This is a genomic window from Dyella sp. S184, assembly GCF_009766065.1.
Classification (GTDB): Bacteria; Pseudomonadota; Gammaproteobacteria; order Xanthomonadales; family Rhodanobacteraceae; genus Rhodanobacter.
This window is the reverse complement of record NZ_LMUE01000005.1, coordinates 464,443-490,730: the sequence shown is the minus strand read 5'-3', so window position 1 is coordinate 490,730 and position 26,288 is coordinate 464,443. Positions and strand designations below refer to the sequence as shown.

Genomic DNA, 26,288 nt, shown 5'->3' with positions numbered 1-26,288 from the left:
GCCCATGATCGCGTGTAGAGCTCCGAGTCCTCTTATTGCATTGATGATCATTTGATGGCTAACGCTGGAGTTAAGCGGCGGCGTAGCCGTCCGCCTTGAACGAAATGTTAGGTGGCACTACCACTTTTTGTGCCACTCCCCACGGGCCGAATCAATGTGCATGTTGTACGACGCAACAGTGTCCTTGCGACGACTCTCTGCGGCCAACCTGTCCGAAGCATTGCGCCATTGAAAGCGGTTAGGCAACTGCGTTTCCACCAAGTGTGCAACGACACTCCAGCTCGTACACTCTCCGCCCTTTGACTCGATGGTGTCTAGAAGCTCACGAGCCTCAAGTGTTGACTGCTCGGCCGTTACCGAAAAAAGCTGATGGATGTGGGCGGCTGTGCGCGACAACATTGATGTAATCCGAGATTCCGCAGTGTTCATGGGTGTGTCCTGCCACCTAACGCTGGAGTTAAGCGGCGGCGAAGCCGTCCGCCTTGAACGAACTGTTAGGTTGCGCCCCGTACACTTGCCAGCGAAACGCACGGAAAGTGCTGAGTTGTCCAAGCTTGTAGAGCCTCGATAGACGCGCAACTGGTGATAGAACCAAGAGACGGCACATACAACTCAATAGCTTGCCCACAAGAAAGCCGGGCCACTAAAACCTGGATCTTTGCCGCGACCCACCCAACTGAACTCGCCGCGCCGTAGCCATACGCTTCCGCAAGTTGAACGAAGCACGCTTTGTCGACGACACCAGTGCTCAACAGACGAGCATCCATTTCTGTATTGAACTGTCGAGCATCCATAGCAACCTAACGCTGGAATTGAGCGGCGGCGAAGCCGTCCGCCTCGAATGAGATGTTAGACCGCGCTGTTCGATGCGACCTTACCACCGAAGATCTTAATGATCTCTTCTGTTGCCTCGATGCCGCCGCTAGGCCATGCACGCTGCTCAAAGCTCAACTCGCCGGAGCCGTCTGGGTGCAGTTGAAGAGATTGATAAAGGAGCGAGGAGCTTGCGATGGCATCAATCCATGAGCCGAAATCCCACGACAAGGGAGTGGTTTTGTCGCGCTTCCACTTCGCGAGCATTTCTTGGATTGCTTCAGGGTCGCTTACAAAGTGACCAACGTACTTCCCGAGAGTACTGCGGACCAAATCTTCGTTGATTTCGCCGCACTCCTTGCCCTCCTTGAGGACGCGGAATACTTGAGGCACGAGCTCAAAGTGCTCAGGACGAATGTTTGTGAACTTGATTGTTGCCATGTGCGGTCTAACGCTGGAGTTAAGCGGCGGCGTAGCCGTCCGCCTTGAACGAGTTGTTAGCAGCCCACGAAGACACGTTGCTTGTCTTTGAACTGCGATGAGGGGCCATATTTGACACCGCCAAACAGGCGCTTTTTGTAAGGCACAACCACTGCGAAGGAATCGCCGTTTTGATGCTCCAAGTTGAATGCAACCGCGTGGGTGAACTCGGACTTAGGCAACCCGCTAGGCGGAACGGGAACACACAAAGCAGCAGCGCGAATGTGACTAGCTTTAGCAAACTGATTGAAGGTTACGAACATTTGACCTACTGCGCCGCCCGGAGCTGAGGCGCAGGAAGGATCAGGGTAGGCGAGACCGATTTCTCCGTCGGTTGTCATGGTGGCGCCGAAGACTTCGAGCGCCTTACGGTCGGAGAGCATTTTTTCGGCTATGCCGCGCACCTTGTCCAAGAGTGCCTGCAAATCTTGTTGAAGCATTCCCTTCCCCTGCTAACGCTGGAGTTAAGCGGCGGCAAAGCCGTCCGCCTTGAACGAATGGTTAGGAGTCAGCGCGACTGAAGCCAATTGATGACCGCCGGAATATCGCTCTGCTCCGTCTCCAACAGTAGCTGTGCAGTTTGATGGTTGCCAGTGGCGGCGGCTGTTGCAGCTAGAGCCGCAGTACACAACGACTCGTTCCACCCCGAGTGTGCGGCTGCTCCTGCAAGCATTGGCAGTTGAGCAAGTGCCGCAAAGTAGGCAGCTGCCAACGACGAGGGAACAACAATGCTTCCTGATGCACGCGCAACCTCGATACTTGCTGGCAACAGGAAGTAGCTCATAGATGCTCGCGAAGGGTTAGCGGCTAGAGCTTCGACAATGTGCGGAACTGCTGCGAAAGCTGCAGAGTAGATATCACCTTGATGGCAGAGCGAACTCCACAACGTGAACCAAGGCTCGTCTTGGTAGGACGTCTCGCTCGGGAAGCTAGTGAGTTGACTCAACAACGCAGGGATATCTGACGCGACCCCGTAGGCGTGCCGAAGCTCGGACCAAAATGGACTTTCCAGAGCCAACATCCTGTTTCTGACTCCTAACGCTGGAGTTAAGCGGCACCGGAGGCGTCCGCCTTGAACGAGATGTTAGGCCGCTCAGTAGGTGCAAGTTTCAATGCTCTCTACAAGGGTTATTGGCTCCTTCCGCGGAGCATACCGCCAACCTTCTACAGCACCCCGAACAGCACGATCGCATTCAAAACGTCCTGATGAATGCATGAGTCTGAAGTCTGAGGTGGCACCGGAGAGTGACACGACGAATTCGATTTGAATTGTCACGCTGTGCCCATCGCTAGGGAGGTGCTTTGGCCAAGTTACGGCGACCTTATGGATCGGCTGCGGCAGTACCTCCTTGGGCGCAAGGATTGCTGCCAAGCTTAGCGTAGGCCCATTTTTTCGTGAAATAGTGCCTGTGTACTTTTCGATGACGATTGGAGTCTTGCTGGGGATTCCCGCAATTCCAAGTCTTGGCGTGACTTCCCATCTTGAGCCCCTATCCACAGCGGGATCAGCTCCGCCACAGCCAGAGACATAATGTTGAAAATAGAATTGCGCGATTGCGTTTGCTTGCTCAAACGTGATGCCAGCCTTGAGGTCCGCTTTGCCAATCTCAGAGACCAACTCCTGTTCTGGAGTTGTCGTGTCGTGTGCACCTGCTGCAGAGTAGGCACCTACGGCGATCATGAGAACTGCTAAGGCGTATTTCATAGGCCTAGCGCTGGAGTTATCCATGATGTCTATTGTGACGCCTAACGCTGGAGTTAAGCGGCGGCGAAGCCGTCCGCCTTGAACGAGATGTTAGACGGTCGCCACAACTACTGAGCGAAGCCAACTAGCCCGAGCCCAAGAAGGGTCGCTGCGAGGAATGCTACACCAGTGCTGAGACAGAACCGCCGTAAATTGATGCTGATAGCTGGGCCAGCTGTTACACAAGCGCGATAAAGATAGCCAGGCACTCCGGCAAAGAAGAAGCGCATGGGAACACCACGCGATGCGAGCATGACGTAGGCGACAAAGTTGCCCAAAACGGCGTAAACGCCAACGGCCGCGAAGATTAGAAGGTAGGCAATCATGAGAACTCAGATGCTCTGACGTCTAACGCCTGAGTTAAGCGGCGGCGAAGCGCGTCCGCTTGAATGAGTAGTTAGGCACAACGTTATGCCTTAGGTAGCTAGTTCTGATACCAACGCCGATAGCCGTGCCACTCGAATCCTCGATCCGTTAGAGACATCTCCGGATATGCAACGCCACCGACTACACGTGCATCCCTGCGCATCAGCCTGAGCTTCTTGTCGGGATCGAACACAAGGCTCAATCCGCTGTTGGCAACTTTGCATTGCATGACGCCAGGACCGCTACCAAAACAAAAGCCGAACTCAAGTCTCTTTTTAACATCCTCCATAGACTGCATCAGTGCGGCATACGGTTTTAACTTGGCTAGGCGCTCCTGCTGTGAGTAATCCGCATAAAGAATCGCGTCGATCGCCTTTGCAGCATGCATAGCCGGTGTGTCCGGTTCGACTCGCGTCGATGCAGCACCCGGACTCATGGTACTGGCACAGCCCGCAATCAACAGCGCCAAAGCAGAACATTCAAGAGATCGAAGCAGCTTCATAAGAGGCCTAACGCTGGAGTTAAGCGGCGGCGAAGCCGTCCGCCTTGAATGAAATGTTAGGGCGCACTGACGCTCCCTAGAACACGTCGTGGATGAAACTAGCACCTAGTGAGGCAATACGGATAAGCATGCTAGGTGCGAGGTCGAGTGCGTAATTGCGATTGCTGGATGTACTTGCCCATATGCGTACATTGCCACCCTTGCTGAGCTCAATGAGGAAGTCTCGATGCGGCTCCAAGAAGGTGACCAGCTCCTCCAATGCATCCTCGACTAGTGCGTCGGTAGAGTCGCGCCAACCGTAAGAGAATGGATTGGCAGCCCAATAACCAGTTGTGCGAGTACCCGTGAGCAGAGTGCCCTTCGGAGTTTTACGAGGATTACCTGCTTGCCAAGCCTGCTGAGGCTCCATGCCTAGCGTGCGAGTGACCACATCCGGGTCAAGCGCAGTATGCGAAATTCGTAGATCCACAATGTGCGAGTAAAGTTGCATTTGCGCCCTAACGCTGGAGTTAAGCGGCGGCGAAGCCGTCCGCCTTGAACGAGTAGTTAGAGCGCACCGCCACCTACAGCGTGCTCCAGACAACAGCAACCGAAGGCAGAAAGATTAACGCCGCGCAAGCGCTGGCACGGACCTTTGCGGCGGAAAAACTGTAGCCGGACAGCCAGAGTGCCGTGAGAATGCTCGCTACGCCGATGAACAATACTGCCAGCGACTGGTGCTGAGCAGCTTCGACTTGCGCGTGAGGAACTGATGGCGACGGGTCGCCAAGTTGCGACATGACACCGTAGCAAGCCAGCAACCAACCAGCTACAACAAGAATCAAAGCCAAATTTGCCGCGGAGGTCTGTTTCATGCGCTCTAACGCTGGAGTTAAGCGGCGCCGAAGGCGTCCGCCTTGAACGAATTGTTAGGCCTTCGGACTCGCATTCACTAAGTTCCGACCGCATGCGCTTGCCCCCTTGGGCACAAAAGCGTTGCTGGGCTTAGCGGTATGAAACGGCCCTTAGCCTCATTAATTGTCCACGCTTCCGTGGCCGGAAGCATGGCGTGTCCAGGTTGATCGGCCAAGACTGCAACTACCTCGTCTCGGAGTGGCGAGTTATTTACGGTGCAACTACCTTCAAACAGCAAGGCCTGACTTGGCAAGGACTTAAAACTCAGCACGTCTTTGACGACAGAATGAGAGTCTTCGAGCTCAACAATCTCTGTACCACAGATCAACCACCAGATCGCATTGGAACCAGCGTCTAATTCCGTTGCGCCTAAGTCCCTGAGACCCAGGTTCTTATACCGGCTCTCTATTACGACCACCCTTTCATTTGGCATGGTTCTCCCGACCAGCAACTTAGGTATATCAGCACCGCATTGAAGGCCCGTAAATCCTTTCTCGCGCGCCTCTGCGGCTGGATGACAGGCCAAAAGCGCCGCTAGTAGCGTGGCTAGTAGTGCTATCCGCATATTCATGAGGCCTAACGCTGGAGTTAAGCGGCGGCAAAGCCGTCCGCCTTGAACGAGTAGTTAGGTGCGGCGCGTGGCACCAACGTAAGCAAGAAATACCACAAGACCGAGAAGAGTGAGGCCCAATATGACAGCAATTTTGTTACCTGTCGGGCTTCCCGCGACGTGGGGTTCGGGATTGCCCCACTTGTCCCACACAGCCATCCACTGACCATATAGCTCTGCACCAGCGCCGACGAACAACGGCGAGAAACCCAAAAGAAACACAAGTTTTAAAATGTGCGTGTCCGGATTGTCCACGACGTACCAAATGGCCGCTGGCAAGGTAACCAAGGTTAACGCTGCGACCTTCCATTTCGATGCTGCCAGGTCCATTTGCCACCTAACGCTGGAGTTAAGCGGCGGCGAAGCCGTCCGCCTTGAACGAAATGTTAGGCGGCTCCGATACCAGCGACTGCCGAAAGAAACATTGCCAGCACGACAGATATGAACCATGCCAAGCCGGTGAGCAACCACAATTTGTTAGACGCATCTTTGAAGGCTACGGGCCACATGCCAAGTGCGAACGCAGCAAAGAAGGAGGCGCCCGAAACAATAGAGGCAGCAGTTGGTGGAAGCGTAGCTCTTATGGGGATAGCGAGAAATGGAACGCAGGGAAACGGAAGAACGTAAAGCCAGTAGAGCTGAAACGAGCGCTTGAGGCTGATGCGCTCCTTTGCCAGAAAGAAATCCATGCTTGCCGCCTAACGCTTGAGTTAAGCGGCGCCGGAGGCGTCCGCCTTGAACGAATTGTTAGGCCGCTTAGTCGTCAAGCTGGTAGAACGAATAGCTGGCCGGCTTACGCCCAAAGATGCCAGCGAAACGTCCGATTGGAAAGGACTGCTCTACGGCCAGCGAAGGAATGTGTCCGCGGTTAGCTGCTGCATAAGTGCCACCGGCTTGCCACTCGGACAGCACTAGCTCCTTAGCAAGCAGCTGTGCGTGGCCAAGGTTCGATGCTCTCACAACCCGGGTGGTAATAAAGCCAATCACTGGTGCAGATGCATCCTCAAACGGGTACTCGATGCCGCTGCCTGAAAGGGTGACTTTAAAGTACGACATGCGATCCCTTCGGCCTAACGCTGGAGTTAAGCGGCGGCGAAGCCGTCCGCCTTGAACGAGATGTTAGGTGCTTCTACGACTGTGGTGGCCCCTTGTAGTCGGCCCACAGCGGAAGCTTATACGTACGGGCGATAGTACGGGAACGCTTTGCATTGATGTAGCCGAACATGGCTCCGACCAGCAGCGGAAGTCCGACTACGATCCACATTGATTCACCACCGCGGGACCAAAAGACAAACCACATGAACAGTCCCCAGAGCGCAGCGAAAAAGCCACCCGTGATTAGAGCCACAGAAGCGAAGGGTAAGAAAACTAGGGGTGGAACCGGAACTCTGAAGAACCACAGAATGCGCCAAATCCATGGCGCTCCAGTAATAGGGCTGATGCCAATAGATGCGAAGTGCACCTTCATCACTTTCAATTTCTCGGAGCTTGTCATTAGCACCTAACGCTGGAGTTAAGCGGCGGCGAAGCCGTCCGCCTTGAACGAATTGTTAGGCACTTACACGCCTCGGCAAAGCATAAGCGCTGTAAAGGCGAAAATGTAGAACTCTACAACGCCCCAGAAGGCAACAGCGGCCCCAAGGCCAACTGATGCCGCCGTACGAACTGCCAATGCCCTCACCAGTAAAGCAAAGGCGGATAGTGCCGTTAGAGCGATGGATGAGATGAGAATATAAGCGCCGACGTTGCTACACGGTGCTGCTGCGATGATCCAGCAAAACCCTGTGACAAAGACCGCTGCGGAAGCGAAAAGCATCCACTTTGCGAATGTCTTGAGAAGATTCGACATGCGTCCATTCATGCGATTTGAGGCCTAACGCTGGAGTTAAGCGGCGGCGAAGCCGTCCGCCTTGAACGAGTAGTTAGGCCTCGCTGCCTGTACTGGCAGCACACGAATCGCAGAGGCCGGATTTATTGAGGTGAAATTCTTGCTCATCTTTGTACGCGTTACGCATGCCGTAGTCCCCGTGCTTGGTGGCTAAGATGCCCGGCTTAAGGCCGATCTTGTGACAGCTACAGCACTGCTGGAATAGCTGGGGAAATCTTGTAGGTAGCGAGTCTCGTCTGTTTCCCATAGGAGTGCCAGATTTCGAGGTTTTCCTGTGGTGCTTTATTAGTCGGTCGACCAATGCTCTTACGGGGCCTAACGCTGGAGTTAAGCGGCGGCGTAGCCGTCCGCCTTGAACGAGATGTTAGGCAACGCTGCCGCGAAACGTCTTGAGCGCTACAAGCTCGCCTGCTGTTGAGCCAAACGCCATAGCAGCATGCCACCACACAATCATGACGCCCTGCGATGTGGCATGAGGCAACGTAAACAGTGAACCAAGGAACATGCCACTAAGCAACAGGCTAGTTACGCGAAGGCACTGTAACGGGTCTGCCCACCACCCACCACGAAACCCTCGCGAAAACGAAGCGGCAGGAAGACGAGCTGTTGTGCGTGAACGTGCATAACCGACCGCCAAGGACGGAAAGACGAGGAGACCTAAGAAAGAGACGGCTACGAAAACCCAGTCGACGTTGGTGTGGCCTTGAGTTTTGCCAAAGATCGACAGACCGCCAAGGAAAGCGGCTGCAAACAACGCTAAATATATCCATGGCCAGAGTCGTTTCATTGCGCTGCCTAACTACCTAATAGACGGACCCGTGGGTCCGGTTATACATCCCTGAACACGCTCGGAAATCCCGACGCAACGCTCTGATTCACTTGGAGCTTATCCGTGCTGGGTCCGGCTAACAACCAGACGTATAACCGGACCCAGCAAACCGGCTTTATCACGTAATCTCATCCCCTTTCGACCACAAGGAGCGACCGTCATGGGGTGAACTTCCCGCAACACCCCTCCCTGCCCCACGCCTTATGGATCAGGTCTCCACGATCTGCCGGCGGCGGCACCTGAGCCTGCGCACCGAGGAGGCCTATCGGTTCTGGATCCGGCGATACATCTTGTTCCATCGCAAACAGCATCCTCGCGACGTCGGGACAGCTGGCATCACCCCGTTTGTGAACTACCTGACGACGGAGCAGCGCGTGGCAGCCTCCACGCAATCTCAAGCTCTTAACGCGGTCCTTTTTTTGTATCGCGATGTGCTGGAAATGGAGGTCGGTCACCTGAGCGGTCTTCGGCGCATCCAGCGGCCTGCCCGGCTTCCCATTGTCATGGCCGTTGAGGAAGTGCGCGACGTCCTTACCCGGATGCATGGCACGCCGCGGCTGATGGCCGAATTGCTCTATGGCTCCGGCCTGCGCGTCACCGAGTGCATGACACTTCGGATAAAGGATCTGAATTTCCGTGAAGGCACGATCAATATTCGCTCAGGCAAAGGTGGCAAGGACCGCGTTTCCGTCCTGCCAGCTCGACTTCTGCAACCGCTGCAACAGCACGTCTTACGGGTCGCCTCTCTCCATAAGCATGACTTAACTTACGGTCGCGGCTTTGCTCCGCTGCCAAACGCCTTGGATAGAAAGTACCCCAACGCTAGCCGTAGCTTGGCCTGGCAGTTCGTCTTTCCCTCTCGTGTAACCCGAGCTTGCCCCCATAGTGGCCGGCTCTTGCGCTGGCACGCTTCGGAGTCGAACGTTCAGATCGCCTTCAAGCGGGCACTCGCTGATGCCGGCATCTCAAAGCATGCTTCCGTACATACCCTTCGCCACTCATTTGCCACACATCTGCTTGCCGGAGGAACCGACATTCGCACCATCCAGTTGCTTCTTGGCCACCGCAATCTGAAAACAACGATGATCTACACCCATGTCCACCATGCCATCCGGAGGACTGTAAGCCCTTTGGATCGTCTCTAATCGGCAAACACAGGCGCCGCTCGAAACCGAGCGGCGCCTCAACCCGCTCAGGCATCGTTGCGTTTTCTACCGGCACCAGTTCGCTCAATGGTGCGTCGGCGATCGCAAAACCGCCCACATGCTGCGACAGATGCCGTGGCCTGTTCAGCAGCTCGGCAGTCAGCCGAAGGACCCGACGGATGACGGCACTGTCAGGATCGAAGCCGCGCTCACGAAGATGGTCAGCGATATCCGCGTGGCCAATTTGGGGCTGACCGCCAGTAGCACCCAGGCTACGCGGTTTCCCCCGCCGCACCCGCGTGACCTTTGGCGATCGATTTTGACGAGGGTATCCACAGGACACCACGCGGCGCTGCGTGGTGCTCGCGAAGGGCTGCGCAAGCTGCCTTATGTGACGCAAAACGACGCGCCAAGGGGCAGTTTTCGGGGTTCTGATGGCTGGCGGTGTGCGCCAGAAAATGGAAGGCCATCGGAAAACGGTAATTTCGGTAATCCTGCCGAAAATCTAGCGTAAGCGCATGATTTTTATTGTATTGCTCATTACCCTCAAGAGGTAACCCTAGGTAACCTTGAAGGTAATCTTTTTCAACTGATTGATTTGTAACGGTCTCGCCAATCTGTGAGATTACCTTTTAGAGGGGTAACTAATTACCTCACTATTACCAAATAGTTACCTTGATGCTATTCCCGTATACCTTTGATTTTGAATGTGTTTTATCCAAATATCAGCGGAGGTTACCTTAATTACCTTTTTCCGAATGACCCTCACATTTTCGCCGCTCTATGTAAAAGCCTTGAGCTTAATGTACCGAGCGACTGGTACATCACGGTCGAATTGAACTGCTGCTCCGAAGTGTCAACGATGTCTGAACTCAGCCGCAGATTTCCAAGCGAGCGGGCTTCCAACTGCAAAGTGATGGTGCAGGCAAGGAACACCGCGCTGCAGACAGCATTGACTACGATCGGAAAAATTCGAGATGAACACCCTGTTCGCCCTGATGGCAGAATACGAAACATCACAAATTCCACTATCTAAGTGTGCTCATTTGTTTGGCCTCACTGCTGAGGAAGCAAACAAGCGCGCGAATCGCCACGCTCTGCCTCTGCCGGCGTACCGCGCGGGCACCCAGAAGTCGCCTTACATTGTCGATGCGAGGTCTTTGGCCGAGTATCTAGACGATCGAAAAAATGCAGCCAAGGCAGAGTGGGCAAAATTACAAGCCGTTTGATCCAGAAGGTCGCTCTGCAACAAGAGTCGCCCTCAATAGCATGTGAATTGATCTGTTCTAAGCAACGCCAAGCTTTCACTGCGCTGAGTATCGAAAACTATAATTCGGCAGGTTTCGATCCAACGTTACTGAGACGAAATGTTGGAATCAAACCATAGAACTTACGACCTATCGGCGGAGTTCCTCGCATCACAAAGCGCCACATAATTTTAAAGTGGCGATCCTTCGGCTCATAGCCACTATCTTGCTTGGCGACCCGCCTGCCTCATCACTGAAAAAGTGAAGACGCAGCAAGTTGCTATACGCCACCAACGTCCCAAGTTGCGACGGCAAACAAGCCACGTGGCCTGTTTGCCGCATGCTCTGAGAAAGTGCCTAGATCGGTGGGAATACGCCAACGAAAACGAAATAGAAAAGCTGCTGGTTGCTTGATATTTGCTACATGCTACATATAACAATGCCACGAAGCCTTATCCAAAGCCGTTCACGAAGCTTCATACGTCCAGTCCATCATCGGGGCGATGCATACGCGCCAGTTATCGGCAAGGATGGAGGTGACTCGTAGAGAATGCGGGCTCGACATGCCGCTATTGTAGTGGCTGGCAGCGCGCGGTTCGCCGTGGGACGGCCGGCACAGGCGCTGCGCGGCCCGCTCGCGTATCCTTTATCAGTGTCGCCACGCTCCTCCCGGCGCTCGCAAGGCACCGCGGCAATTCCGCCCTCCTCGCGAGTCCCTGCCTCCAGCCTTTCGGATGGACGGCACGGCGTGAACCCCCAGATACCCGATACGGCAATCACACGAGACAACCCACCATGGTGGCATTCGCGACCGAGCACGTGATCGACGTGCAGCACTGGAACGACACACTCTTCAGCTTCCGCACCACGCGTGATCCCGGCTTCCGTTTCGATAGCGGGCAGTTCGTGATGATCGGGCTGGAGACGGACGGGCGGCCGCTGATGCGTGCGTATTCGATCGCCAGCGCAAGCTGGGAAGAGCACCTCGAATTTCTCTCGATCAAGGTTGCCAACGGTCCGCTCACCTCACGCCTGCAGCATCTGCAGCCCGGCGATCCGCTGATCGTCACGCGCAAGCCCACCGGCACCCTGGTGTTGAGCGATCTCAAGCCCGGCAAACATCTCTACCTGCTCGGCACCGGCACCGGCCTCGCCCCGTTCATGAGCATCATCCGCGATCCGGACACCTACGAGCGTTTCGACAAAATCGTACTGGCCCACGGCGTGCGTCATATCAACGACCTCGCCTACGCCGATTATCTGGAACACGAGTTGCCGCAGCACGAATACCTCGGCGAGTTGGTACGCGAGAAACTGATCTACTACCCCACCGTGACGCGCGAACCGTTCCGCAACCGCGGCCGCATCACCGATGCGGTCGTCGACGGCGTGATGAGCGATGTCATTGGCCTGCCGCCGCTGAACCCCGAGACCGATCGCGTGATGCTATGCGGCAGCCCGGTGATGCTGGACGACCTGTGCGCCCTGCTCGACGGCCGCGGTTTCCAGGCCTCGCCGCGCACGCGCGAACCGGGCGATTACGTGATCGAGCGGGCCTTCGTCGAGAAGTGATCGACGCAGCGCCGGCACGCATGGACTGGCGCGACCCGCGAACTCCTGAAATGCTGCCGGTCATGGCCGGATCGTCCCGGCGACACTGATCCTGCTGATGGACATCGCCTTGTACGCACTTGCCGCGCTGCTGATCGTCGCGGGTCTGGCGGGTGCCGTGCTGCCGTCACTGCCTGGCATACCGATGATCTTCGGCGGCATCTGGCTGGTCGCCGCGGTGGACGGATACCGGCATCTCGGTTTGTGGTGGCTGTTGATCATCGGCGCGCTGGGTACGCTCGGGGTGATCGTCGACTTCATCGCCAGCACGCTCGGCGCCAAGCGCGTCGGCGCCAGCAAGCTGGCCTTGTGGGGTGCCAGTGCCGGCACCTTGATCGGGATGTTCTTCGGCATTCCCGGCCTGCTGTTCGGGCCGTTCCTCGGCGCGCTCGCCGGCGAGCTGGCCTCCGGTAACAGCGTATTGCGTTCGGCTCATGTCGGCATCGGCACCTGGCTCGGCCTGCTGTTCGGCACCCTGATCAAGCTCGTGCTCTCGTTCGTGATGGTCGGCCTGTTTGGGCTGGCCATGCTGATCGGCTGAGCATCGTCGGCAGCGTTACCTGGATCGGGTTCCGGAGGCTGCGTGCACAGCGCTCTTCGCCAGCCATCCAGCGAATTGCGAGGTATCACGGCGTACCGCTGCGGGCACGATGATGTATTGCCGGCTCGGTGCCGCGCCCGGTTTCGCAATCAGCCGTGACGCCCCTTCGAGTGCCAGCAACGCTGGCTGATCGGCCGGCGCGAGTTTCAAGGCCAGTCCATCAGCTGTCAGCCACGCACACGGCTGCTCATCGAAGTACGCCATCAGGCCGCCGAACATCGGCTTGAAGCGCAAGTCATGTGGCTTGCCAAGATGGGCCGCCGCATCCACGAGCTCGCTGCGCATGACGTCCAGCGCAGCCGGCATGTTCATGCCGCCGCGTCGGGAATCACATACAGCAGCACGGCGAGAAAGTGCAGCACGCTGCCGGCCAGCACGAACACATGCCACAACGCGTGGTGATATGGCAGCCGTCGCCACAGATAGAACGGCACCCCCAGCGTATAGGCCACACCGCCGCCGATCAGCAGCAGCATGCCGCCGGCCTGCAGATGTTCGCTGAGCGGCTTGAACGCGATCATGCCGATCCAGCCCATGCCTACGTACAGCAACACGGCCAGTTTGTGATAACGCTTGAGCAGACCCAGCTCCAGCGCACTGCCGGCCAGCGCCAGCGTCCACACCGCGGCGAACAGGCTCCAGCCCCAGGGACCCGGCAACGCGATCAGGGTGAACGGGGTATAGGTGCCGGCGATCAATACGTAGATCGCGATGTGATCGAGCGTGCGCAACGCCGGCTTGGCAGCAGGCACGGAAATCGAGTGGTATAGCGTGGAGGCGGTATATAACAGCACCAGCGAGCTACCGAACACCGCGCAGGCGGTCACTGCAAGTGCATTGCCATGCAGCGCCGCAAAGGCCACCAGCGTGGCCAGCCCGGCAATGCTCAGCACGATGCCGATGCCGTGGATGACACTGCTGGCCAGTTCGTCGCCAAAACTGTAACGCGGGATCGCCGCACCGGATGTGGCGGACATGAGTTGCTCCTCGCTGGACGGGAGGCGCCGGGCAGCACCTCGCCGTACCTTAACCGGCGCGCCCGCGCTTGCCTACCGAAGCGCGCGGGAGGACCCGCTCAATGGGCGATTCCATGTGAGAGCGCTTTCACCTTGTTTCCACGCTCATGCGTGGAGGCTGTGGCTGCGGGTGCAATCTATCCCCCTGTCATCCGCGTTCCGCCCCGCCTCCCTGCGGGGCATTTTTTTGCCGCGCTGGGCGCCTTTCGCGCAATCGTCATGCCTGACATAAGCCGGATATGGACGTCCAGCCGTCCACTTGCGCAATGATGCGCGACAGGCATACGCTGCAGTCGCGGCCGCACGATCCCCCTGCCAGTGCGCAGCGTGACGGACGCAACATCCCAAACTGCCGTCAGGAGGTCGCTTATGTCGTCCGCAAGCCTGGCTGTTGCTCGTCGCGCGCACCCCGACCCTGCACGCATCGCTGCTCTCAGTGCCGCGATTGCGCTCAATCTTGCCGTTCTCGTGATCGCCTCGCGACCGATCACGCCGGATCAGCTCTCCGTGGCTCACCCGCTTGCTCCAGTGCCGGTGATCCGTTTCATCGATCCTCCGGCAAAATTGCCGCCACCGCCGGTGATCGAGCTGAAGCCGTTGCCGCATCCACCGGTGCCGGTGTTGACCCATCCGCGAGCGCTGCCGATCGCCTCACCTCCCGTGGTGATACCAAGCACGGAAGGTCATATTGCCGTGCCACTGGCCACCACCCCGACATTGACCCCGACGGGCACCATCCAAGGCCCTGCCACAACGGCCACTCCGATTGAGGCCAGCCTGGCCTATCGCTCGGCGCCACTGCACTTCCCAGCCCAGGCCTTGCGCCAGCACATGCAGGGCACCGTGCTGTTGCGCGTGCTGGTGGATGAGACCGGCAAACCGGTGGATGTGGTGGTGGAACGGGGTAGCGGCTATGCCCTGCTTGACCGCAGTGCGCGCGAGCAGGTGCTGGCTGGTTGGCGCTTCCAGCCAGCGATGGCGAATGGTCAGGCGGTGCGCGCGTGGGCGCGGGTACCGGTGAGCTTCGCCCTGAACCAGGAATAGGCTGAGCGGAAGGCCCGGCCGGCCATACCTGCCGACCGGACCCTTCCACGGCAACTACACATGTCCCGGCGCGCCGATCTTGCAATGGCGCGCTGCAGCCATGCGCGCGGCCGCCCTGAACCGCCACCATGAAACGATCCAGAGCCGCCGGCACAAACCCAGCATGGACGCCATACGCGCTAAGCGCATGGTGCATAAGTCATGGCAAAAAGTTGTTTTCGGCTTACGCGACTTTAACGACTGGCATGCTCCACTGACGCCCAGTTACCCTGTCGAGCTTCATGCATGGGCAAGCACAGCCGCACCCTGAAAACCCTGCGCGACATCGCGCTCGAGTACGGCAGCACCGAGCAACCGGACCTGGCCTCGATGGCTCGCGAGCTGGGTCGTGTCGTACATGAGCATGCACCGGCGCTGGCCAACCGTCTGGCTCCCCTGCGCGCGCGTCAGCGCGGCTTCGAACGCTGGCTGCTGGCCGAGCGCAGCAAGCCGGCGCTCAGCGTGCTGGTGATGGCATGGCCACCGAACCATCTCACTCCCGTGCATGACCATGCTGGCCTGTGGGGATTGGAGGTCGCGCTCGCCGGCGCACTGGAAGTGCAGTCCTATACACGCGACCCCGCTTCCGGCGACCTGCGCATGCAGGGCCGCGATTGGCTCGGCCCAGGCGACGGCACCTGGTTTGAAGGCGACGAAAACCACGTACACCGCTGCCGCAACCTGTCGAAGCACGATACGGCGCTCACCCTGCATGTTTACGGCGGTGATCTGGCGCAATTCTTCGCCTACGAGCAGGCCGATCCCGCCGGTGGCTGGATCGCCCAGCCACGGCGCAGCAGCATCGCTGGTCGCCTGTACGGCTGATCGCGCGAAACCATCACACAGGGAATTCCATGTTTCGACGGGTCGCCATCATCGGCGGCGGTGCCGCGGCAGCCACCTTGCTGGGTGAGCTGCTGGAGCGCCAGCCGCCGCAACCGCTGCATCTGGACTGGTATACCGGCGGTACCGGCACGCCGGCACGCGGCGTGGCCTACGGCACCACTTCGGATCGCCACCTGCTGAACGTGCGAGCGGCATCGATGAGCATGTTCGCCGGCAAGCCGCGCGGCTTTCTGGATTTCGTGCAACACGATGATCCGGCGATTGCCGGTACCGACTTCCTGCCGCGCCGCCGCTATGGCGACTATCTCGAGGCCGAGGTGGCACGCGCTCTGCAGCAGGGCAACGCCCACGGCCATGACGTCAACATCATTCCGTTCACCGTCGACGCACTCGTGCCCGAACGCGACGGCGTCACGCTGATCCACGGCGAGGAAAGCCATCGCGCCGATGCCGCGGTACTGGCGCTGGGCGCGTTGCCGCCACGACCGCTCAGCGGTGTCGGCCCGGCCGCATTGGCCAGCGGACGCTATGTGGTGGATCCATGGCAGCTGCTGGCCGGTGCCGCGAGCATCAAGCCGCCGCCGCGCAAGGTGGTGCTGATCGGGCTGGGACTGACCGCTGTCGACGTGCTGCTGGAACTTGCCGTGCAATGGCCACAGACCGAATTCATCGCGGTTTCCCGCCATGGACTGCTGCCCGAGGCACATCTGCACAAGGCGGCGGCACCGACCGACGACAGCGCCGAGTTGATCGCCTCGATGCAGGATGCACCGGAAATCCACCGCTGGCTGCACCTGCTGCGTGAGGCCTGCGCACAGGAGACCGACTGGCGCCCGGTCATCGACAGCCTGCGCCCGCATACGTCGAGCCTGTGGCGCGAACTGCCGCTGGAGCAACGCGCGCGTTTCCTGCGCCATGCGCGCTGGGCCTGGGAACGCGCCAGGCACCGCATGCCACCGCAGGCGTCCGAGTCGATCGCCGCGCTGGAACAAAGCGGTCGATTGCAGCGTCAGTGCGGCCGCGTGCAATCGGTTGAACTCGTCGACGACGCCCTGCAGCTGAGCCTGACCCATGCGGGCGAGACTCGTGCGCTACACGCTGACATGGTGATCCAGACCGTCGGCCTGAACACGGACGTGCGTCGCACCCATCACCTTCTGGTACAGCAGTTGCTGACCAACGCACATATCACGGCGGATCCGCTCGGTCTCGGTGTGCAGGCCGATACCACGGGTCGTCTGCGCCATGACGGCGCGAGCTGGCCGCACCTGTTTGCCATCGGCACCCTGCTCCGCGGTACGCTGTGGGAATCCACTGCCATGCCGGAGATCCGCCAGCAAGCTCGCAACCTCGCCGATCAGTTACTCAGCGACTAGCCGGCTTGCAAGGCCTGCCATGACCGTCAGCGTGCTCACCGCCAGCATCCTGCTGCTGCACTTGCTGGGCATTTTCGCGGCGATGCATGCGGTGATGCATACGCGCACCCCGCAGGGCGCGATCGGCTGGGCACTCGGCCTGCTGCTGCTGCCTTACGTGACCTTGCTGCCCTACCTGTATCTCGGCTCCATCCGCTTCCGTGGCTATCTCACCCGGCACCAGGCACGCCTGCCGTCATCGTCGCAAGCCAACGTCGACGAGAACGCCAGCGCCGCCGGCTGCGCCCGCTTCGCCGCCGTCAGTGCGTTGCAGGGTCGCCCATTTCGCGGCCGCCATCGACTGCGCCTGCTGATCGATGGCGAGGCCGCGTTCGACGCCATGCTGGCCGCGATGGCCGCCGCCGAACACTGCCTGCTGGTGCAGTTCTTCATCTTCCACGACGACAACCTGGGCCGGCGCGTGCAGCAGCTGTTGCTGCAGCGCGCGGCGGCTGGCGTGCGGGTGTGCGTGCTGTTCGATGGCGTAGGCAGCCACGACCTGCCCGGACACTATGTCGACACACTGCGCGCCGGCGGCGTGGCGATCCATCCGTTCGCCACCCGCCGCTGGCGCAACCGCTTCCAGCTGAATTTCCGCAACCACCGCAAGATCGTGGTGGTCGACGGCGCCTGCGCCTTCGTCGGTGGCCTCAATGTGGGCGACGAATACCTGGGCCTGAAGCCGCCGCTGGCGCCATGGCGCGATACCCAGCTGGAACTGCGCGGCCCCGTAGTCACTGACCTGCAGCAACTGTTCGCCGAAGACTGGCAGTGGATCACCGGCGCACCGCCACCGCTGCTGCCGTCGCCACCCTGCGACGGCGATGCCGACGCGCTGATCGTCGCCAGTGGCCCGGCCGACGCGCAGGAAACCTGTTCGCTGTTCTTCACGGCGGCAATCAACGCGGCGCGTGAACGCGTGTGGCTGAGCACGCCCTACTTCGTACCCGACCATGCCGTGCTGGCAGCACTGCGACTGGCCGTGCTGCGTGGCGTCGACGTACGCGTGCTGATCCCGGCACGACCCGATCACCGCACCGTGTTCCTTGCCACCACCCTGCACGCCCACCATGCGCTGCGTGCCGGCATCCGCATGTTTCGCTATCAGCCCGGCTTCCTGCACCAGAAGGCGCTGCTGATCGATAACGACAGTGCCGCGATCGGCAGCATGAACCTGGACAGCCGTTCGTTCCGGCTCAACTTCGAGGTCAACGCGCTGGTCGTCGACCGTGCGTTTGCCGGCGAAGTGGCAACTATGCTGACGGCGGACTTCAGCCGCGCCCGCGCGATTGACGAGCGCGAATACCTCGACGCACCGTACCTGCGCCGAGTGGCCATGCACGTGGCCCGTCTGTTCGATCCGCTGCTCTGAAGGTCGTCGCTATTTCGAGCGGAAAGCCCGGCGCAGCCAATCGCTGTTGCACAACACCCAGCCCGCGTAGATGCCCAGCGCCACCCCCAGCAATTCGCATACCACGCGCAGGCCGATGCTGTCCGGATCATGCACCTGCGCCAGCTTCAGCTTGAGCAACGGCAGCGACTGCAGTGGTGCGTAGTTGAAATAGAACAGATCCGACAGGTCGCCACCGGCCGTGAGTATCGTGGCCACCAGGAACGACCAGCCGACCTGCGGAGCAAAGCTCCAGCCGTTGCGCCGCCCAAGCCAATGGAACACGCCAAACAGCAGCAACCCCGCCAGTGCGGAAATCACCCCTGCCTCGATGCCACCGACGAAGCCGTAGCCCATCCAGGATTGGTCGTATTGCATCGTACCCTTCGCTTTATCAATGGCGTGATTGGCCATTATGCCCACGTTGCGTGGCCGTCATGGCGCCGCGATGGCATTGTCTTTCGGCACCGGCGCGCAATCCTGCACACCATACCAACGCAGCCCGACCGCGCCGCGATGCAGATTCACGCATACCGCCGTATCGACTTCGACATGCGCGTAATAAGCGCGACTCACCGCAACACGGTCACCCGTGGTTTGTGGTCCCCACGGCGCCAGCACGAGGTAAGGCTGCGGGTGTTTCCCGGTGGAGATGTACTTGCGCACCACCTGGGTCTGAAACACCTGGGCCGGCTGGTGATCGAGCATCACGTCGGCAAGCACCAGCAAGCCGCCACCGTACGGCAGTGCAACCATGGGCAACAACAGCATCGGCAACAGCCACACCCGGGGCTGATCCCGTTGCCCCACCATGCAGGCGACCAGCACCAGCGGCAATCCGGCGATGAGGCCAAACTCGATTGCCGGCATGGCATCGATCAGATTGATATCCAGCAACGCGCGCACGCCCAGCACCAGCGACGGCGAGATCAACATGACGGCTATATTGGGACGCACATCGTTGCGCAAGGTGTCAAAGCAGATCAGCCCACGCGACAATCCGACCATCGCCACCGCACACCAGGGCAGCAGGGCCAGCAGCCCTATGACCCACGGATACGGGTGCGGGTAAACGTAGCCCCACAACACCACCGCCAAGCTCAGCATGGAAACTGCTTTGGTCAATTGGCGCACCTTTGCCAGTCGGGCCAGACGCTCCTTTGGATTGGCGCCAAACGCGGGATCGGCCATCAGCTTCGCTTCCGATGCCTGCCGCTCCTGCTGGTCCAGATCAGGCAGTGCGTCGAGCCATGCATTGAGCACGCTATCCCGCGGATAGCCGGAATCGAGTCGTAGGGGACGCCCGTTTTTCGGCACCACGACCTGGATCGGTTTGCCGCGTGTCGGCTGCTGGCGACGACCTGCAATTTCATTGCGACGCAGCGTGCGCGATCCGAACGCACTTCGTATCTCGATCGAGTCGGCACGCAGAACCAGGCACGACATGGTGCAGGACATCGCGATGTAGATGCCCATCAACACCAGCGCCAGGCCAGACAGCAGTAACCACCACCCCATCGGAACCGGATGCTGGACCTGGATACTGACCAGCCAAGCGCCGAGGCCAGCCATGATCGCGGCAAACACGTAAAGGAAAAGCCGCATGCCACGCGTGTAGCGATACGCCCGTGGATAACTCACCCCGGCAGTCGCCGACTGTCCGTAGCCTGCCCCGCCATCTACCTGATCCATGCCCACCTCCCCCAGTTGTCGGCGGATTTTGCAACAAGTCCGGGCGCTGCGACAGATGGAAATTCGTCGGCAGGCACGCGCTAGACTCGCAGATCCGATCTCCATTGCTGCCCGAACCATGAGCCATACGATCGACGACCGTGCCGCACTTATCCTGGTCGACGTACAACCGGATTTCATGCCCGGCGGCGCACTCGCCTGCCATGAGGGTGATGCAATCGTGCCGGGTATCGACCGACTGCTGCGCTCGCGCATGTTCCGCCATGTGGTGGCGACCCAGGACTGGCATCCACGCGGGCACATTTCATTCGCCAGCTCGCATCCGGGCCGTACACCATTCGAACAGATCACCTTGTACGGCCAGCCGCAGATGCTGTGGCCGGATCACTGTGTGCAGGGCACGCCAGGTGCCGAACTGCACCCAGGCATCGACTGGTCGGCGCTGGAGGCGGTGATCCGCAAGGGCGGCGATCCTGGTGTGGATTCCTACAGCGGCTTCCGCGAGAACCACGGCCCGGCGGGCCTGCGTCCCCGCACCGGCCTGGCCGGCTGGCTGCGCGAGCGCGATGTCGACGAAGTCTTCGTGTGCGGCCTGGCGCGCGACGTCTGCGTGCTGTGGACGGCACAGGACGCGCTGGAACTCGGCTTTCGTGCCAGCCTGCTGTGGGATCTCAGCCACCCGGTGACACCGGATACGGATGCGGCGACCCGGGCCACACTGCTGGCACAGGGCATCACGATTACCGAAACGAGTGAGTTGCGGCAGCCGGACTGACGCTTCCGGTCATCCTGGCTCGGGCGCTCCGTGTGCGCGCGTCTCGGTAATCGACCACAGCTGCGGCAACCGGATCGAAAACAGCCCCGCACTGCGGGTGCGGCGATCCAGCTTCAGCAGTTCATTGTCCTTGCTGAGCAGCCAGCAGGCTCCCGACGCCAACGCCAGCTCCAGAAACTTCTGGTCATCCGGATCGCCGCAACGTGGCAGCGGGATATCGTCCTCGCACACCATCGATGCCTCGGCGGGCAACAACTGGATCAACGCGTCGAAAGCCGCGCTGACCACCGGGCGAAGCCGGTCATCGATCGGCAGTTGCGGGTAACGCAGCACCCGCAGCCACTCCTCGCGGCAATCATCGCGCGTCACCGCCTGCACTGCCCCGCTTTGCATTGCCGCCAGCAGATGTGAGCACATGGGATCGCGGAACACGAACAGATCCAGACATACATTGGTATCCAGCACGATACGCGGCAGCGGTCGATCGACGCCGGTCATCACCGCAGCACTTGGCAAGCCAGTCGCATCAAGAAAACCACTGCGCTCAGGCCTCGTTTTCGGAGGTTCCGCTTACCCGAGGCTCGCCATCCGCATCGATCCGGATGCTCAGCGAGATCGGTCGGCAGCATACCTGGCAGTCCTCGATATAGTGCTGATCGCCAGCCGATGCATCGACCAAGATCTCGATGGATTCGCCGCAATACGGGCACGAGATGTCGAGGGGTGTAAGCATGGGTGCGTTACCGGAGCGTGGGTAGCGCAGCTTGCCACAGACCGGCGGCGCCAGACGCCGGTGCGGCGCGCGCTACAATCGATCCGCACCGCCACCCAACCCGGGCGGCATCCATTTTGCGAAGACACCAGGCAGATGCTGCACTTCCTGAATCGACCACGGATCATCGACATCGCCGGGCGACCGTTCGTCAGCCAGGGCCTGTCGCGACGGGTCTGGGACGACATCTACCATCGCGCACTGACCGTGAGCTGGCCGGTGTTCTTCGGCCTGGCAGCAGCGGCCTTCCTGCTGCTCAACACCTTCTTTGCCGGCATCTACCAGCTCGGCACGCAACCGATCGCGAACCAGTATCCGCATGGTTTCGCCGGTGCATTCTTCTTCAGCGTGGAGACCCTGGCCACGGTCGGCTACGGCGACATGCATCCGCAGACCGTCTACGCGCATATCGTGGCCACGGTGGAAATCTTCACCGGCATGGCGTGCATCGCGGTGGTCACCGGACTGATCTTTTCGCGCTTTTCGCGCCCGCGCGCAAAGATCATCTTCACCAATAATCCGATCGTGCGAATGATCGACGGCAAGCAGACCTTGATGGTCCGCGCGGCCAACACCCGGCAAAACGTGATCGCCGAAGCCTCTGCCCAGTTGCATTTGCTCCGCCTGGAAACTTCGGCGGAAGGTTTCAAGCTGCGCAAGATCTACGACCTGAAACTGGTACGCGATCGCCATCCGATCTTCATGCTGAGCTGGAGCCTGATGCATGTGATCGACGAGAGCAGCCCACTCTATGGCGAAACTCCGGAGACCCTGGAAAGTACCCAGTCGGCCTTCCTACTGAGCCTCGAAGGCATCGACGAGACCACCTCGCAATCCATGCTGGCGCGCCAGCGCTGGAGTCATCAGGACCTGCGCTGGAACCATCGTTACACCGATCTCGTCCGCGTCGATGATGTCGGTGTCAACATCATCGACTACAGCGTCTTTCACGAGGTGCTGCCGCTGAATGATGGCGAGAATACGCCCGACTGACGCAGCGATGCGCCTGCCAGGCGATACACTGGCCTCCTTTGATTCCCGGATGACCACCGATGGCCGAGCGCGAGTTCGACAATTATCTTGCCCGCTCCGGCGCCACGCTCGAGGGTTCACGCTACACCGCTTATCTGGCAGTGACCCCGCGCAAGAGCGGCTTCCCGATGTATTTCGCGATCTGCGAGAACCGCAGCTTCCGCGACAAGACGATCGCCGAGACCGCCGCCGCCAAGGCGCTGGCCGACATGCTGGGGCTGGAAGACGACGGCACGCCGATCTTCCCGGACGACTACACCGGTTTCGATGACGACAAACCGGCCACCGCGCCTGAATGATCGTCAGCCCGGCATGCGCCGGACCGTGTCACCTCACAGCGTCAGCAGCACCTTGCCGATCGCTTCGCGGCTTTCCAGATACGCGTGCGCCTTCGCGCCATCGCTAAGCGCAAAGCGCGCGGCGATGTTCGGCTGCAGCTGACCAGCGCGGATCTGCGTGAACAACGCCGCCGCCCGTTCGCGCCTGATCGACGCACTGGTCAGCACGTTCCACAGGTCGCCACCAGTCAGCGTCAGCGAGCGATCCATCAGCAGGCGCGGGTCGACCGGATCGGGGTCACCCGCCGCCATCCCGTAGAACACCACGGTACCGCCGATGCGTGCCGCGGCCAGGCTGTCGCCCAGCGTGCGCCCGACCGAGTCGTAGACCACGTCGGCGCCACGACCTGCACTCAATTGCTTCGTCTGCGCCAGCAGCTCGTCGTAATCGCATGCGGCATCCGCGCCAGCCGCCAGCACCGCCGCGCGTTTGATGACGCTGGACGTCACGCCGAGCACGCTTGCACCCATCGCCTTCAGCATCTGCACCAGCAGTTGACCCACCCCGCCGGCCGCCGCATGCACCACCGCCACATCGCCGCGGCGCACCTTGTAACTGTCGGTCACCAGATACTGCGCGGTCAGCCCCTGCAGCAGAGTTGCTGCCGCGGTATCGAACGTGATGTCGTCCGGCAATGGAATCAGCTTGTCCAGATCCACCGCCACCAGCTCGGCGTTCGCATGCGGCATGTCGGCAAAGCCGACCCGCGTACCGACTGGAAACAGCGTATCGCCCGTCGCCGCTTTCTCGATCACACCTGCGCCCTCGTAACCGAGGGTCCACGGCGCGGTGCCGCTCAGGTGGTAGTTGCCGTTACGACGATAGACGTCCGCGAAATTCAACCCGACGCTGCGCATACGCACCAGCGCCTGACCAGGTGCTGGGATCGGATCGGGCTGCTCGCCCCAATGCAGCACTTCGGGGCCACCGAACTTTTCAAATAGCAAGGCGTGCATCGCGTGGCGCTCCGAATCGATAGAAATGAGTGACGGCAACCCTGCTCACGCGCAGCACGCGATTCAAGCCGCCCATTCGCGCAACTGTGTCACCGCCGCCGGAATCGCCGATGGCGCATTCACCGTGATCACATGAGGATTGTCGTCACCGAGATTGTGCTCCAGCTCGTGCGCCCAGGTTACGTGATACGGCAGATGGATGCCCCAGCCGCCGAGCTTCACCACCGGCTCGATATCCGAGCGCAGCGAATTGCCGACCATCGCGAACTGCGCCGGCTGCAGCTTGAACTCGGCCAGCACGCGCCGGTAGGTATCGGCGTTCTTCTCCGACACGATCTCGATGCGCCGGAACAACTCGGCCAGGCCTGACTGCGCGACCTTCTTTTCCTGATGGAACAGGTCACCTTTCGTGATCAACACCACGGCGTGATGCTGCGCCACTGCCTCGACCGCCTCGCGGATACCGGGCAGCAGTTCCACCGGATGCTGCAGCACGTCCTTGCCCAGCTCGATCAGCCGATGGATATCGGCCGCTGTGATGCGCCCGGCAGTGACCGTGATCGCGGTCTCCACCATCGACAGTGCCATGCCCTTCGCGCCATAGCCGAACAGTTTGAGATTGCGCTGCTCGGTCGCCAGCATGGTGTCGTGCACCTGCTGATCGCCCAGGTCCACATAGCGCCCGACGATCGTGGCGAACTCCTCGTTCGCCTGCCGGTAGTAGCCCTCGCTGTGCCACAGCGTGTCATCGCCGTCGAAGCCGATCAGTTGCAGCATGCCGTCAACCTTTCATCCTGGGAGGGGTCTGTACCCGAACAGATACCGAAAGTCGGCCTATGATAAACGCCCGGCTCGCCCCGTTATTCATGGGCAGGCTTTGCGGATCCCGACGGAGACTTTCGATGACCACGCATTGCACCCATCTCGAAGACATTCAGGAGGTCACGCCCAGCGCGCGCGGTTGCGAGGAATGTCTGCAATCCGGCGATGTCTGGCTGCACCTGCGCATCTGCCGCACCTGCGGGCATGTTGGCTGCTGCGACGATTCGCCGAACCGGCACGCCACCAAACATTTTCACAGCACAAGGCACCCGATCATCGAAGGTTACGATCCGCCGGAAGGATGGGGCTGGTGCTACGTGGATGAAGTGATGTTCGACCTGCGTGACCGCATGACGCCCCAGCTTGGCCCGATCCCGCGCTACTACTGAGCGGTGGAGTGAGGCTCAGCTCACTTCGCTGCCCAGCCGCAGGTTGATGCCCAGCGCCGTAGCCAGCTCACGCAGCGGCTCGCCGTCGCGGGTCAGCGTCATCCAGCCGGCATAGGTATCGCCGTCGGTTTCCCACGCCCACAGCGTGTAGCCAAACTCGGCCAGGCGGTCATACGCGATCGAAAACAGTTCCGCTGCGTCCAGGTCGTCGAAGAACTCGTCGTCGTCCGGATCGCCGTTCCAGTCCACCGACAGATTCCAGCGCGAGGACAGTTCGTTGATCGCCTGTACCAGCGAGCGCAGGTCATGCGTGCCCACGATGAAGCCGGAGCGCCAGTCGATCACCCGGCCGATGACTTCGATCGGTTCGACCGCGTCGGCATCGATGTCGGCCACCGCCTCGCGGTAGTCGTTGAACTGCAGCAGCGCGGTTTCCTCGTCGCCGGGGTTGATCAGCAGCAGCAGCTGCCAGACCTTCGCCTCGACCGAGTCCTCATCGACATCGTCGAATTCGCGCTCGGCATCATAATCGTCGTCGGATGAATTCATGGGTAGATCACTACGGGCAGGAGCCGCATGGTGACGCCTCCGCCGTCGTGGGGGAAGCGCCAGTCATCACGCGCCCACCCGGCGGCGCACCGCGTCCATGTCGCGCACCGGACGGATCTCGATCGCGCCGGTGCGCGACCAGGGGAACTCCGAGGCGATCCGCACCGCCTCGTCCATGCTGTCGGCTTCGATCAGGTTGAAGCCGCCCAGATATTCCTTGGTCTCGGCAAACGGCCCGTCGACCACGCTGACGCGGTCGTTGCGCACACGTAGCGTCCGGGCCGTGGCCGGCGCCTCCAGCTGCTGCGAGTCGTGCAGATGGCCTTGCGCCTGCAATTCGTCCGCGTGCATGAAGCAGCCGTGCATCATCGTGTCGAACTCGCCGTCCGGCAGCGCGTCCAGCAAGGTGTCGTCGCAATAGATCATCACCAGGTATTTCATGGCGTCCTCGACAGGGAAAGGTTCATCGAACCATGGGAAGG

Annotated in this window: 32 protein-coding genes and 1 pseudogene; 12 read left to right on the top strand and 21 right to left on the bottom strand. The window is 60.2% G+C overall.

Annotated features, from left to right (window positions below):
* Window positions 1-849: 849 nt before the first annotated feature.
* The 10 genes from GSQ75_RS12160 to GSQ75_RS12110 all read right to left on the bottom strand — a co-directional run bounded on the left by GSQ75_RS12160 (window position 850) and on the right by GSQ75_RS12110 (window position 7,258).
* Window positions 850-1,254 (bottom strand): hypothetical protein, encoded by a 405-nt coding sequence (locus GSQ75_RS12160; RefSeq protein ID WP_158755126.1) that lies wholly within the window; start codon window positions 1,252-1,254, stop codon window positions 850-852.
* 56 nt (window positions 1,255-1,310) lie between these two features.
* A complete protein-coding gene (locus GSQ75_RS12155) occupies window positions 1,311-1,733 on the bottom strand; it encodes a hypothetical protein (protein ID WP_158755125.1) in 423 nt (140 codons plus the stop codon).
* Between the two features lie 68 nt (window positions 1,734-1,801).
* The gene (locus tag GSQ75_RS19050; RefSeq protein WP_216840673.1) at window positions 1,802-2,077 is read right to left on the bottom strand and encodes a hypothetical protein; all 276 of its coding nucleotides are present in this window, start codon (window positions 2,075-2,077) and stop codon (window positions 1,802-1,804) included.
* A 309-nt stretch (window positions 2,078-2,386) separates the two neighbouring features.
* Entirely contained in the window at window positions 2,387-3,022 is a 636-nt protein-coding gene (locus GSQ75_RS12145) for a TonB family protein (RefSeq protein WP_158755123.1), read from the bottom strand.
* Window positions 3,023-3,461: 439 nt separating this feature from the next.
* On the bottom strand, window positions 3,462-3,905 hold the full coding sequence (locus GSQ75_RS12140) for a hypothetical protein (protein ID WP_158755122.1): 444 nt from the start codon (window positions 3,903-3,905) through the stop codon (window positions 3,462-3,464).
* A gap of 563 nt (window positions 3,906-4,468) precedes the next feature.
* Entirely contained in the window at window positions 4,469-4,759 is a 291-nt protein-coding gene (locus GSQ75_RS12130; protein ID WP_158755120.1) for a hypothetical protein, read from the bottom strand.
* Window positions 4,760-5,424: 665 nt separating this feature from the next.
* Complete coding sequence (locus GSQ75_RS12125; RefSeq protein WP_158755119.1) at window positions 5,425-5,739, bottom strand: hypothetical protein; 315 nt, start codon at window positions 5,737-5,739, stop codon at window positions 5,425-5,427.
* A 56-nt stretch (window positions 5,740-5,795) separates the two neighbouring features.
* Window positions 5,796-6,098 carry a hypothetical protein gene (locus tag GSQ75_RS12120; protein ID WP_158755118.1) on the bottom strand — a complete coding sequence of 101 codons (303 nt, stop codon included), beginning with the start codon at window positions 6,096-6,098 and terminating at the stop codon, window positions 5,796-5,798.
* A gap of 67 nt (window positions 6,099-6,165) precedes the next feature.
* Entirely contained in the window at window positions 6,166-6,465 is a 300-nt protein-coding gene (locus tag GSQ75_RS12115; protein WP_158755117.1) for a hypothetical protein, read from the bottom strand.
* 502 nt (window positions 6,466-6,967) lie between these two features.
* Window positions 6,968-7,258: a hypothetical protein gene (locus GSQ75_RS12110; RefSeq protein ID WP_158755116.1), complete on the bottom strand. Its 291-nt coding sequence runs from the start codon at window positions 7,256-7,258 to the stop codon at window positions 6,968-6,970.
* Window positions 7,259-8,329: 1,071 nt separating this feature from the next.
* Between GSQ75_RS12110 and GSQ75_RS12105 the strand changes: the two genes are divergently transcribed.
* Complete coding sequence (locus GSQ75_RS12105; RefSeq protein WP_158755115.1) at window positions 8,330-9,271, top strand: integron integrase; 942 nt, start codon at window positions 8,330-8,332, stop codon at window positions 9,269-9,271.
* Window positions 9,272-9,314: 43 nt separating this feature from the next.
* Here GSQ75_RS12105 and GSQ75_RS12100 read toward each other — a convergent pair.
* Window positions 9,315-9,500: pseudogene (locus GSQ75_RS12100) on the bottom strand (hypothetical protein); the annotation flags it as partial.
* Between the two features lie 748 nt (window positions 9,501-10,248).
* Here GSQ75_RS12100 and GSQ75_RS12095 point away from each other — a divergent pair.
* The 3 genes from GSQ75_RS12095 to GSQ75_RS12085 all read left to right on the top strand — a co-directional run bounded on the left by GSQ75_RS12095 (window position 10,249) and on the right by GSQ75_RS12085 (window position 12,670).
* A complete protein-coding gene (locus tag GSQ75_RS12095; RefSeq protein WP_158755114.1) occupies window positions 10,249-10,500 on the top strand; it encodes a pyocin activator PrtN family protein in 252 nt (83 codons plus the stop codon).
* A gap of 813 nt (window positions 10,501-11,313) precedes the next feature.
* A complete protein-coding gene (locus GSQ75_RS12090; protein WP_158755113.1) occupies window positions 11,314-12,090 on the top strand; it encodes a ferredoxin--NADP reductase in 777 nt (258 codons plus the stop codon).
* A 97-nt stretch (window positions 12,091-12,187) separates the two neighbouring features.
* Window positions 12,188-12,670 carry a DUF456 domain-containing protein gene (locus GSQ75_RS12085; protein WP_158755112.1) on the top strand — a complete coding sequence of 161 codons (483 nt, stop codon included), beginning with the start codon at window positions 12,188-12,190 and terminating at the stop codon, window positions 12,668-12,670.
* Window positions 12,671-12,685: 15 nt separating this feature from the next.
* Here GSQ75_RS12085 and GSQ75_RS12080 read toward each other — a convergent pair whose 3' ends face one another.
* Together GSQ75_RS12080 and GSQ75_RS12075 are read right to left on the bottom strand one after the other, a co-directional pair.
* On the bottom strand, window positions 12,686-13,042 hold the full coding sequence (locus tag GSQ75_RS12080) for a TfoX/Sxy family protein (RefSeq protein ID WP_158755111.1): 357 nt from the start codon (window positions 13,040-13,042) through the stop codon (window positions 12,686-12,688).
* Window positions 13,039-13,707: a hemolysin III family protein gene (locus GSQ75_RS12075; protein WP_158755110.1), complete on the bottom strand. Its 669-nt coding sequence runs from the start codon at window positions 13,705-13,707 to the stop codon at window positions 13,039-13,041. Before GSQ75_RS12075 ends, GSQ75_RS12080 begins: the two co-directional genes overlap by 4 nt.
* A gap of 408 nt (window positions 13,708-14,115) precedes the next feature.
* Here GSQ75_RS12075 and GSQ75_RS12070 point away from each other — a divergent pair, with 408 nt between their 5' ends.
* From GSQ75_RS12070 to cls, 4 genes are all read left to right on the top strand, one after another.
* Complete coding sequence (locus GSQ75_RS12070) at window positions 14,116-14,790, top strand: energy transducer TonB (protein WP_158755109.1); 675 nt, start codon at window positions 14,116-14,118, stop codon at window positions 14,788-14,790.
* Between the two features lie 285 nt (window positions 14,791-15,075).
* A complete protein-coding gene (locus GSQ75_RS12065) occupies window positions 15,076-15,654 on the top strand; it encodes a cysteine dioxygenase family protein (protein WP_158755108.1) in 579 nt (192 codons plus the stop codon).
* Window positions 15,655-15,683: 29 nt separating this feature from the next.
* Window positions 15,684-17,051: an FAD/NAD(P)-binding protein gene (locus tag GSQ75_RS12060; protein WP_158755107.1), complete on the top strand. Its 1,368-nt coding sequence runs from the start codon at window positions 15,684-15,686 to the stop codon at window positions 17,049-17,051.
* 19 nt (window positions 17,052-17,070) lie between these two features.
* Window positions 17,071-18,462: a cardiolipin synthase gene (gene cls / locus GSQ75_RS12055; protein ID WP_158755106.1), complete on the top strand. Its 1,392-nt coding sequence runs from the start codon at window positions 17,071-17,073 to the stop codon at window positions 18,460-18,462.
* A gap of 9 nt (window positions 18,463-18,471) precedes the next feature.
* Here cls and GSQ75_RS12050 read toward each other — a convergent pair whose 3' ends face one another.
* Window positions 18,472-18,858: a hypothetical protein gene (locus GSQ75_RS12050; protein WP_158755105.1), complete on the bottom strand. Its 387-nt coding sequence runs from the start codon at window positions 18,856-18,858 to the stop codon at window positions 18,472-18,474.
* A gap of 57 nt (window positions 18,859-18,915) precedes the next feature.
* A complete protein-coding gene (locus GSQ75_RS12045; protein ID WP_158755104.1) occupies window positions 18,916-20,172 on the bottom strand; it encodes a hypothetical protein in 1,257 nt (418 codons plus the stop codon).
* A 118-nt stretch (window positions 20,173-20,290) separates the two neighbouring features.
* Between GSQ75_RS12045 and pncA the strand changes: the two genes are divergently transcribed.
* Complete coding sequence (gene pncA, locus GSQ75_RS12040) at window positions 20,291-20,947, top strand: bifunctional nicotinamidase/pyrazinamidase (RefSeq protein WP_158755103.1); 657 nt, start codon at window positions 20,291-20,293, stop codon at window positions 20,945-20,947.
* Window positions 20,948-20,956: 9 nt separating this feature from the next.
* Here the strand turns inward: pncA and GSQ75_RS12035 are convergent, their stop codons facing one another.
* Window positions 20,957-21,445, bottom strand: coding sequence for a putative toxin-antitoxin system toxin component, PIN family (locus tag GSQ75_RS12035; RefSeq protein ID WP_158755102.1), 489 nt, complete (start codon window positions 21,443-21,445; stop codon window positions 20,957-20,959).
* A 46-nt stretch (window positions 21,446-21,491) separates the two neighbouring features.
* Window positions 21,492-21,680, bottom strand: a complete 189-nt coding sequence (locus GSQ75_RS12030; RefSeq protein ID WP_158755101.1) for a CPXCG motif-containing cysteine-rich protein — start codon at window positions 21,678-21,680, stop codon at window positions 21,492-21,494.
* A gap of 135 nt (window positions 21,681-21,815) precedes the next feature.
* Between GSQ75_RS12030 and GSQ75_RS12025 the strand changes: the two genes are divergently transcribed.
* A complete protein-coding gene (locus tag GSQ75_RS12025) occupies window positions 21,816-22,712 on the top strand; it encodes an ion channel (protein WP_158755100.1) in 897 nt (298 codons plus the stop codon).
* A 59-nt stretch (window positions 22,713-22,771) separates the two neighbouring features.
* Window positions 22,772-23,050 carry a hypothetical protein gene (locus GSQ75_RS12020; protein ID WP_158755099.1) on the top strand — a complete coding sequence of 93 codons (279 nt, stop codon included), beginning with the start codon at window positions 22,772-22,774 and terminating at the stop codon, window positions 23,048-23,050.
* A 33-nt stretch (window positions 23,051-23,083) separates the two neighbouring features.
* On the opposite strand, the gene GSQ75_RS12015 is transcribed toward GSQ75_RS12020, so the two are convergent.
* On the bottom strand, window positions 23,084-24,046 hold the full coding sequence (locus GSQ75_RS12015; protein WP_158755098.1) for a quinone oxidoreductase: 963 nt from the start codon (window positions 24,044-24,046) through the stop codon (window positions 23,084-23,086).
* 63 nt (window positions 24,047-24,109) lie between these two features.
* Window positions 24,110-24,823 carry an HAD family hydrolase gene (locus GSQ75_RS12010; protein ID WP_158755097.1) on the bottom strand — a complete coding sequence of 238 codons (714 nt, stop codon included), beginning with the start codon at window positions 24,821-24,823 and terminating at the stop codon, window positions 24,110-24,112.
* A 125-nt stretch (window positions 24,824-24,948) separates the two neighbouring features.
* Here GSQ75_RS12010 and GSQ75_RS12005 point away from each other — a divergent pair, with 125 nt between their 5' ends.
* Window positions 24,949-25,257 (top strand): UBP-type zinc finger domain-containing protein, encoded by a 309-nt coding sequence (locus tag GSQ75_RS12005; protein WP_158755096.1) that lies wholly within the window; start codon window positions 24,949-24,951, stop codon window positions 25,255-25,257.
* A 15-nt stretch (window positions 25,258-25,272) separates the two neighbouring features.
* Here the strand turns inward: GSQ75_RS12005 and GSQ75_RS12000 are convergent, their stop codons facing one another.
* Together GSQ75_RS12000 and GSQ75_RS11995 are read right to left on the bottom strand one after the other, a co-directional pair.
* On the bottom strand, window positions 25,273-25,806 hold the full coding sequence (locus GSQ75_RS12000; protein WP_158755095.1) for a hypothetical protein: 534 nt from the start codon (window positions 25,804-25,806) through the stop codon (window positions 25,273-25,275).
* 66 nt (window positions 25,807-25,872) lie between these two features.
* Window positions 25,873-26,247 carry a YciI family protein gene (locus GSQ75_RS11995; protein ID WP_158755164.1) on the bottom strand — a complete coding sequence of 125 codons (375 nt, stop codon included), beginning with the start codon at window positions 26,245-26,247 and terminating at the stop codon, window positions 25,873-25,875.
* Window positions 26,248-26,288: the final 41 nt, after the last annotated feature.

Excerpts from the sequence above, each read along its gene's own strand:
- GSQ75_RS12160 (WP_158755126.1), bottom strand. The coding sequence starts at position 1,254 with ATGGCAACAATCAAGTTCACAAACATTCGTCCTGAGCACTTTGAGCTC.
- GSQ75_RS12155 (WP_158755125.1), bottom strand. The coding sequence starts at position 1,733 with ATGCTTCAACAAGATTTGCAGGCACTCTTGGACAAGGTGCGCGGCATA.
- GSQ75_RS19050 (WP_216840673.1), bottom strand. The coding sequence starts at position 2,077 with ATGAGCTACTTCCTGTTGCCAGCAAGTATCGAGGTTGCGCGTGCATCA.
- GSQ75_RS12145 (WP_158755123.1), bottom strand. The coding sequence starts at position 3,022 with ATGGATAACTCCAGCGCTAGGCCTATGAAATACGCCTTAGCAGTTCTC.
- GSQ75_RS12140 (WP_158755122.1), bottom strand. The coding sequence starts at position 3,905 with ATGAAGCTGCTTCGATCTCTTGAATGTTCTGCTTTGGCGCTGTTGATT.
- GSQ75_RS12130 (WP_158755120.1), bottom strand. The coding sequence starts at position 4,759 with ATGAAACAGACCTCCGCGGCAAATTTGGCTTTGATTCTTGTTGTAGCT.
- GSQ75_RS12125 (WP_158755119.1), bottom strand. The coding sequence starts at position 5,739 with ATGGACCTGGCAGCATCGAAATGGAAGGTCGCAGCGTTAACCTTGGTT.
- GSQ75_RS12120 (WP_158755118.1), bottom strand. The coding sequence starts at position 6,098 with ATGGATTTCTTTCTGGCAAAGGAGCGCATCAGCCTCAAGCGCTCGTTT.
- GSQ75_RS12115 (WP_158755117.1), bottom strand. The coding sequence starts at position 6,465 with ATGTCGTACTTTAAAGTCACCCTTTCAGGCAGCGGCATCGAGTACCCG.
- GSQ75_RS12110 (WP_158755116.1), bottom strand. The coding sequence starts at position 7,258 with ATGTCGAATCTTCTCAAGACATTCGCAAAGTGGATGCTTTTCGCTTCC.
- GSQ75_RS12105 (WP_158755115.1), top strand. The coding sequence starts at position 8,330 with ATGGATCAGGTCTCCACGATCTGCCGGCGGCGGCACCTGAGCCTGCGC.
- GSQ75_RS12095 (WP_158755114.1), top strand. The coding sequence starts at position 10,249 with ATGAACACCCTGTTCGCCCTGATGGCAGAATACGAAACATCACAAATT.
- GSQ75_RS12090 (WP_158755113.1), top strand. The coding sequence starts at position 11,314 with ATGGTGGCATTCGCGACCGAGCACGTGATCGACGTGCAGCACTGGAAC.
- GSQ75_RS12085 (WP_158755112.1), top strand. The coding sequence starts at position 12,188 with ATGGACATCGCCTTGTACGCACTTGCCGCGCTGCTGATCGTCGCGGGT.
- GSQ75_RS12080 (WP_158755111.1), bottom strand. The coding sequence starts at position 13,042 with ATGAACATGCCGGCTGCGCTGGACGTCATGCGCAGCGAGCTCGTGGAT.
- GSQ75_RS12075 (WP_158755110.1), bottom strand. The coding sequence starts at position 13,707 with ATGTCCGCCACATCCGGTGCGGCGATCCCGCGTTACAGTTTTGGCGAC.
- GSQ75_RS12070 (WP_158755109.1), top strand. The coding sequence starts at position 14,116 with ATGTCGTCCGCAAGCCTGGCTGTTGCTCGTCGCGCGCACCCCGACCCT.
- GSQ75_RS12065 (WP_158755108.1), top strand. The coding sequence starts at position 15,076 with ATGGGCAAGCACAGCCGCACCCTGAAAACCCTGCGCGACATCGCGCTC.
- GSQ75_RS12060 (WP_158755107.1), top strand. The coding sequence starts at position 15,684 with ATGTTTCGACGGGTCGCCATCATCGGCGGCGGTGCCGCGGCAGCCACC.
- cls (WP_158755106.1), top strand. The coding sequence starts at position 17,071 with ATGACCGTCAGCGTGCTCACCGCCAGCATCCTGCTGCTGCACTTGCTG.
- GSQ75_RS12050 (WP_158755105.1), bottom strand. The coding sequence starts at position 18,858 with ATGCAATACGACCAATCCTGGATGGGCTACGGCTTCGTCGGTGGCATC.
- GSQ75_RS12045 (WP_158755104.1), bottom strand. The coding sequence starts at position 20,172 with ATGGATCAGGTAGATGGCGGGGCAGGCTACGGACAGTCGGCGACTGCC.
- pncA (WP_158755103.1), top strand. The coding sequence starts at position 20,291 with ATGAGCCATACGATCGACGACCGTGCCGCACTTATCCTGGTCGACGTA.
- GSQ75_RS12035 (WP_158755102.1), bottom strand. The coding sequence starts at position 21,445 with ATGACCGGCGTCGATCGACCGCTGCCGCGTATCGTGCTGGATACCAAT.
- GSQ75_RS12030 (WP_158755101.1), bottom strand. The coding sequence starts at position 21,680 with ATGCTTACACCCCTCGACATCTCGTGCCCGTATTGCGGCGAATCCATC.
- GSQ75_RS12025 (WP_158755100.1), top strand. The coding sequence starts at position 21,816 with ATGCTGCACTTCCTGAATCGACCACGGATCATCGACATCGCCGGGCGA.
- GSQ75_RS12020 (WP_158755099.1), top strand. The coding sequence starts at position 22,772 with ATGGCCGAGCGCGAGTTCGACAATTATCTTGCCCGCTCCGGCGCCACG.
- GSQ75_RS12015 (WP_158755098.1), bottom strand. The coding sequence starts at position 24,046 with ATGCACGCCTTGCTATTTGAAAAGTTCGGTGGCCCCGAAGTGCTGCAT.
- GSQ75_RS12010 (WP_158755097.1), bottom strand. The coding sequence starts at position 24,823 with ATGCTGCAACTGATCGGCTTCGACGGCGATGACACGCTGTGGCACAGC.
- GSQ75_RS12005 (WP_158755096.1), top strand. The coding sequence starts at position 24,949 with ATGACCACGCATTGCACCCATCTCGAAGACATTCAGGAGGTCACGCCC.
- GSQ75_RS12000 (WP_158755095.1), bottom strand. The coding sequence starts at position 25,806 with ATGAATTCATCCGACGACGATTATGATGCCGAGCGCGAATTCGACGAT.
- GSQ75_RS11995 (WP_158755164.1), bottom strand. The coding sequence starts at position 26,247 with ATGAAATACCTGGTGATGATCTATTGCGACGACACCTTGCTGGACGCG.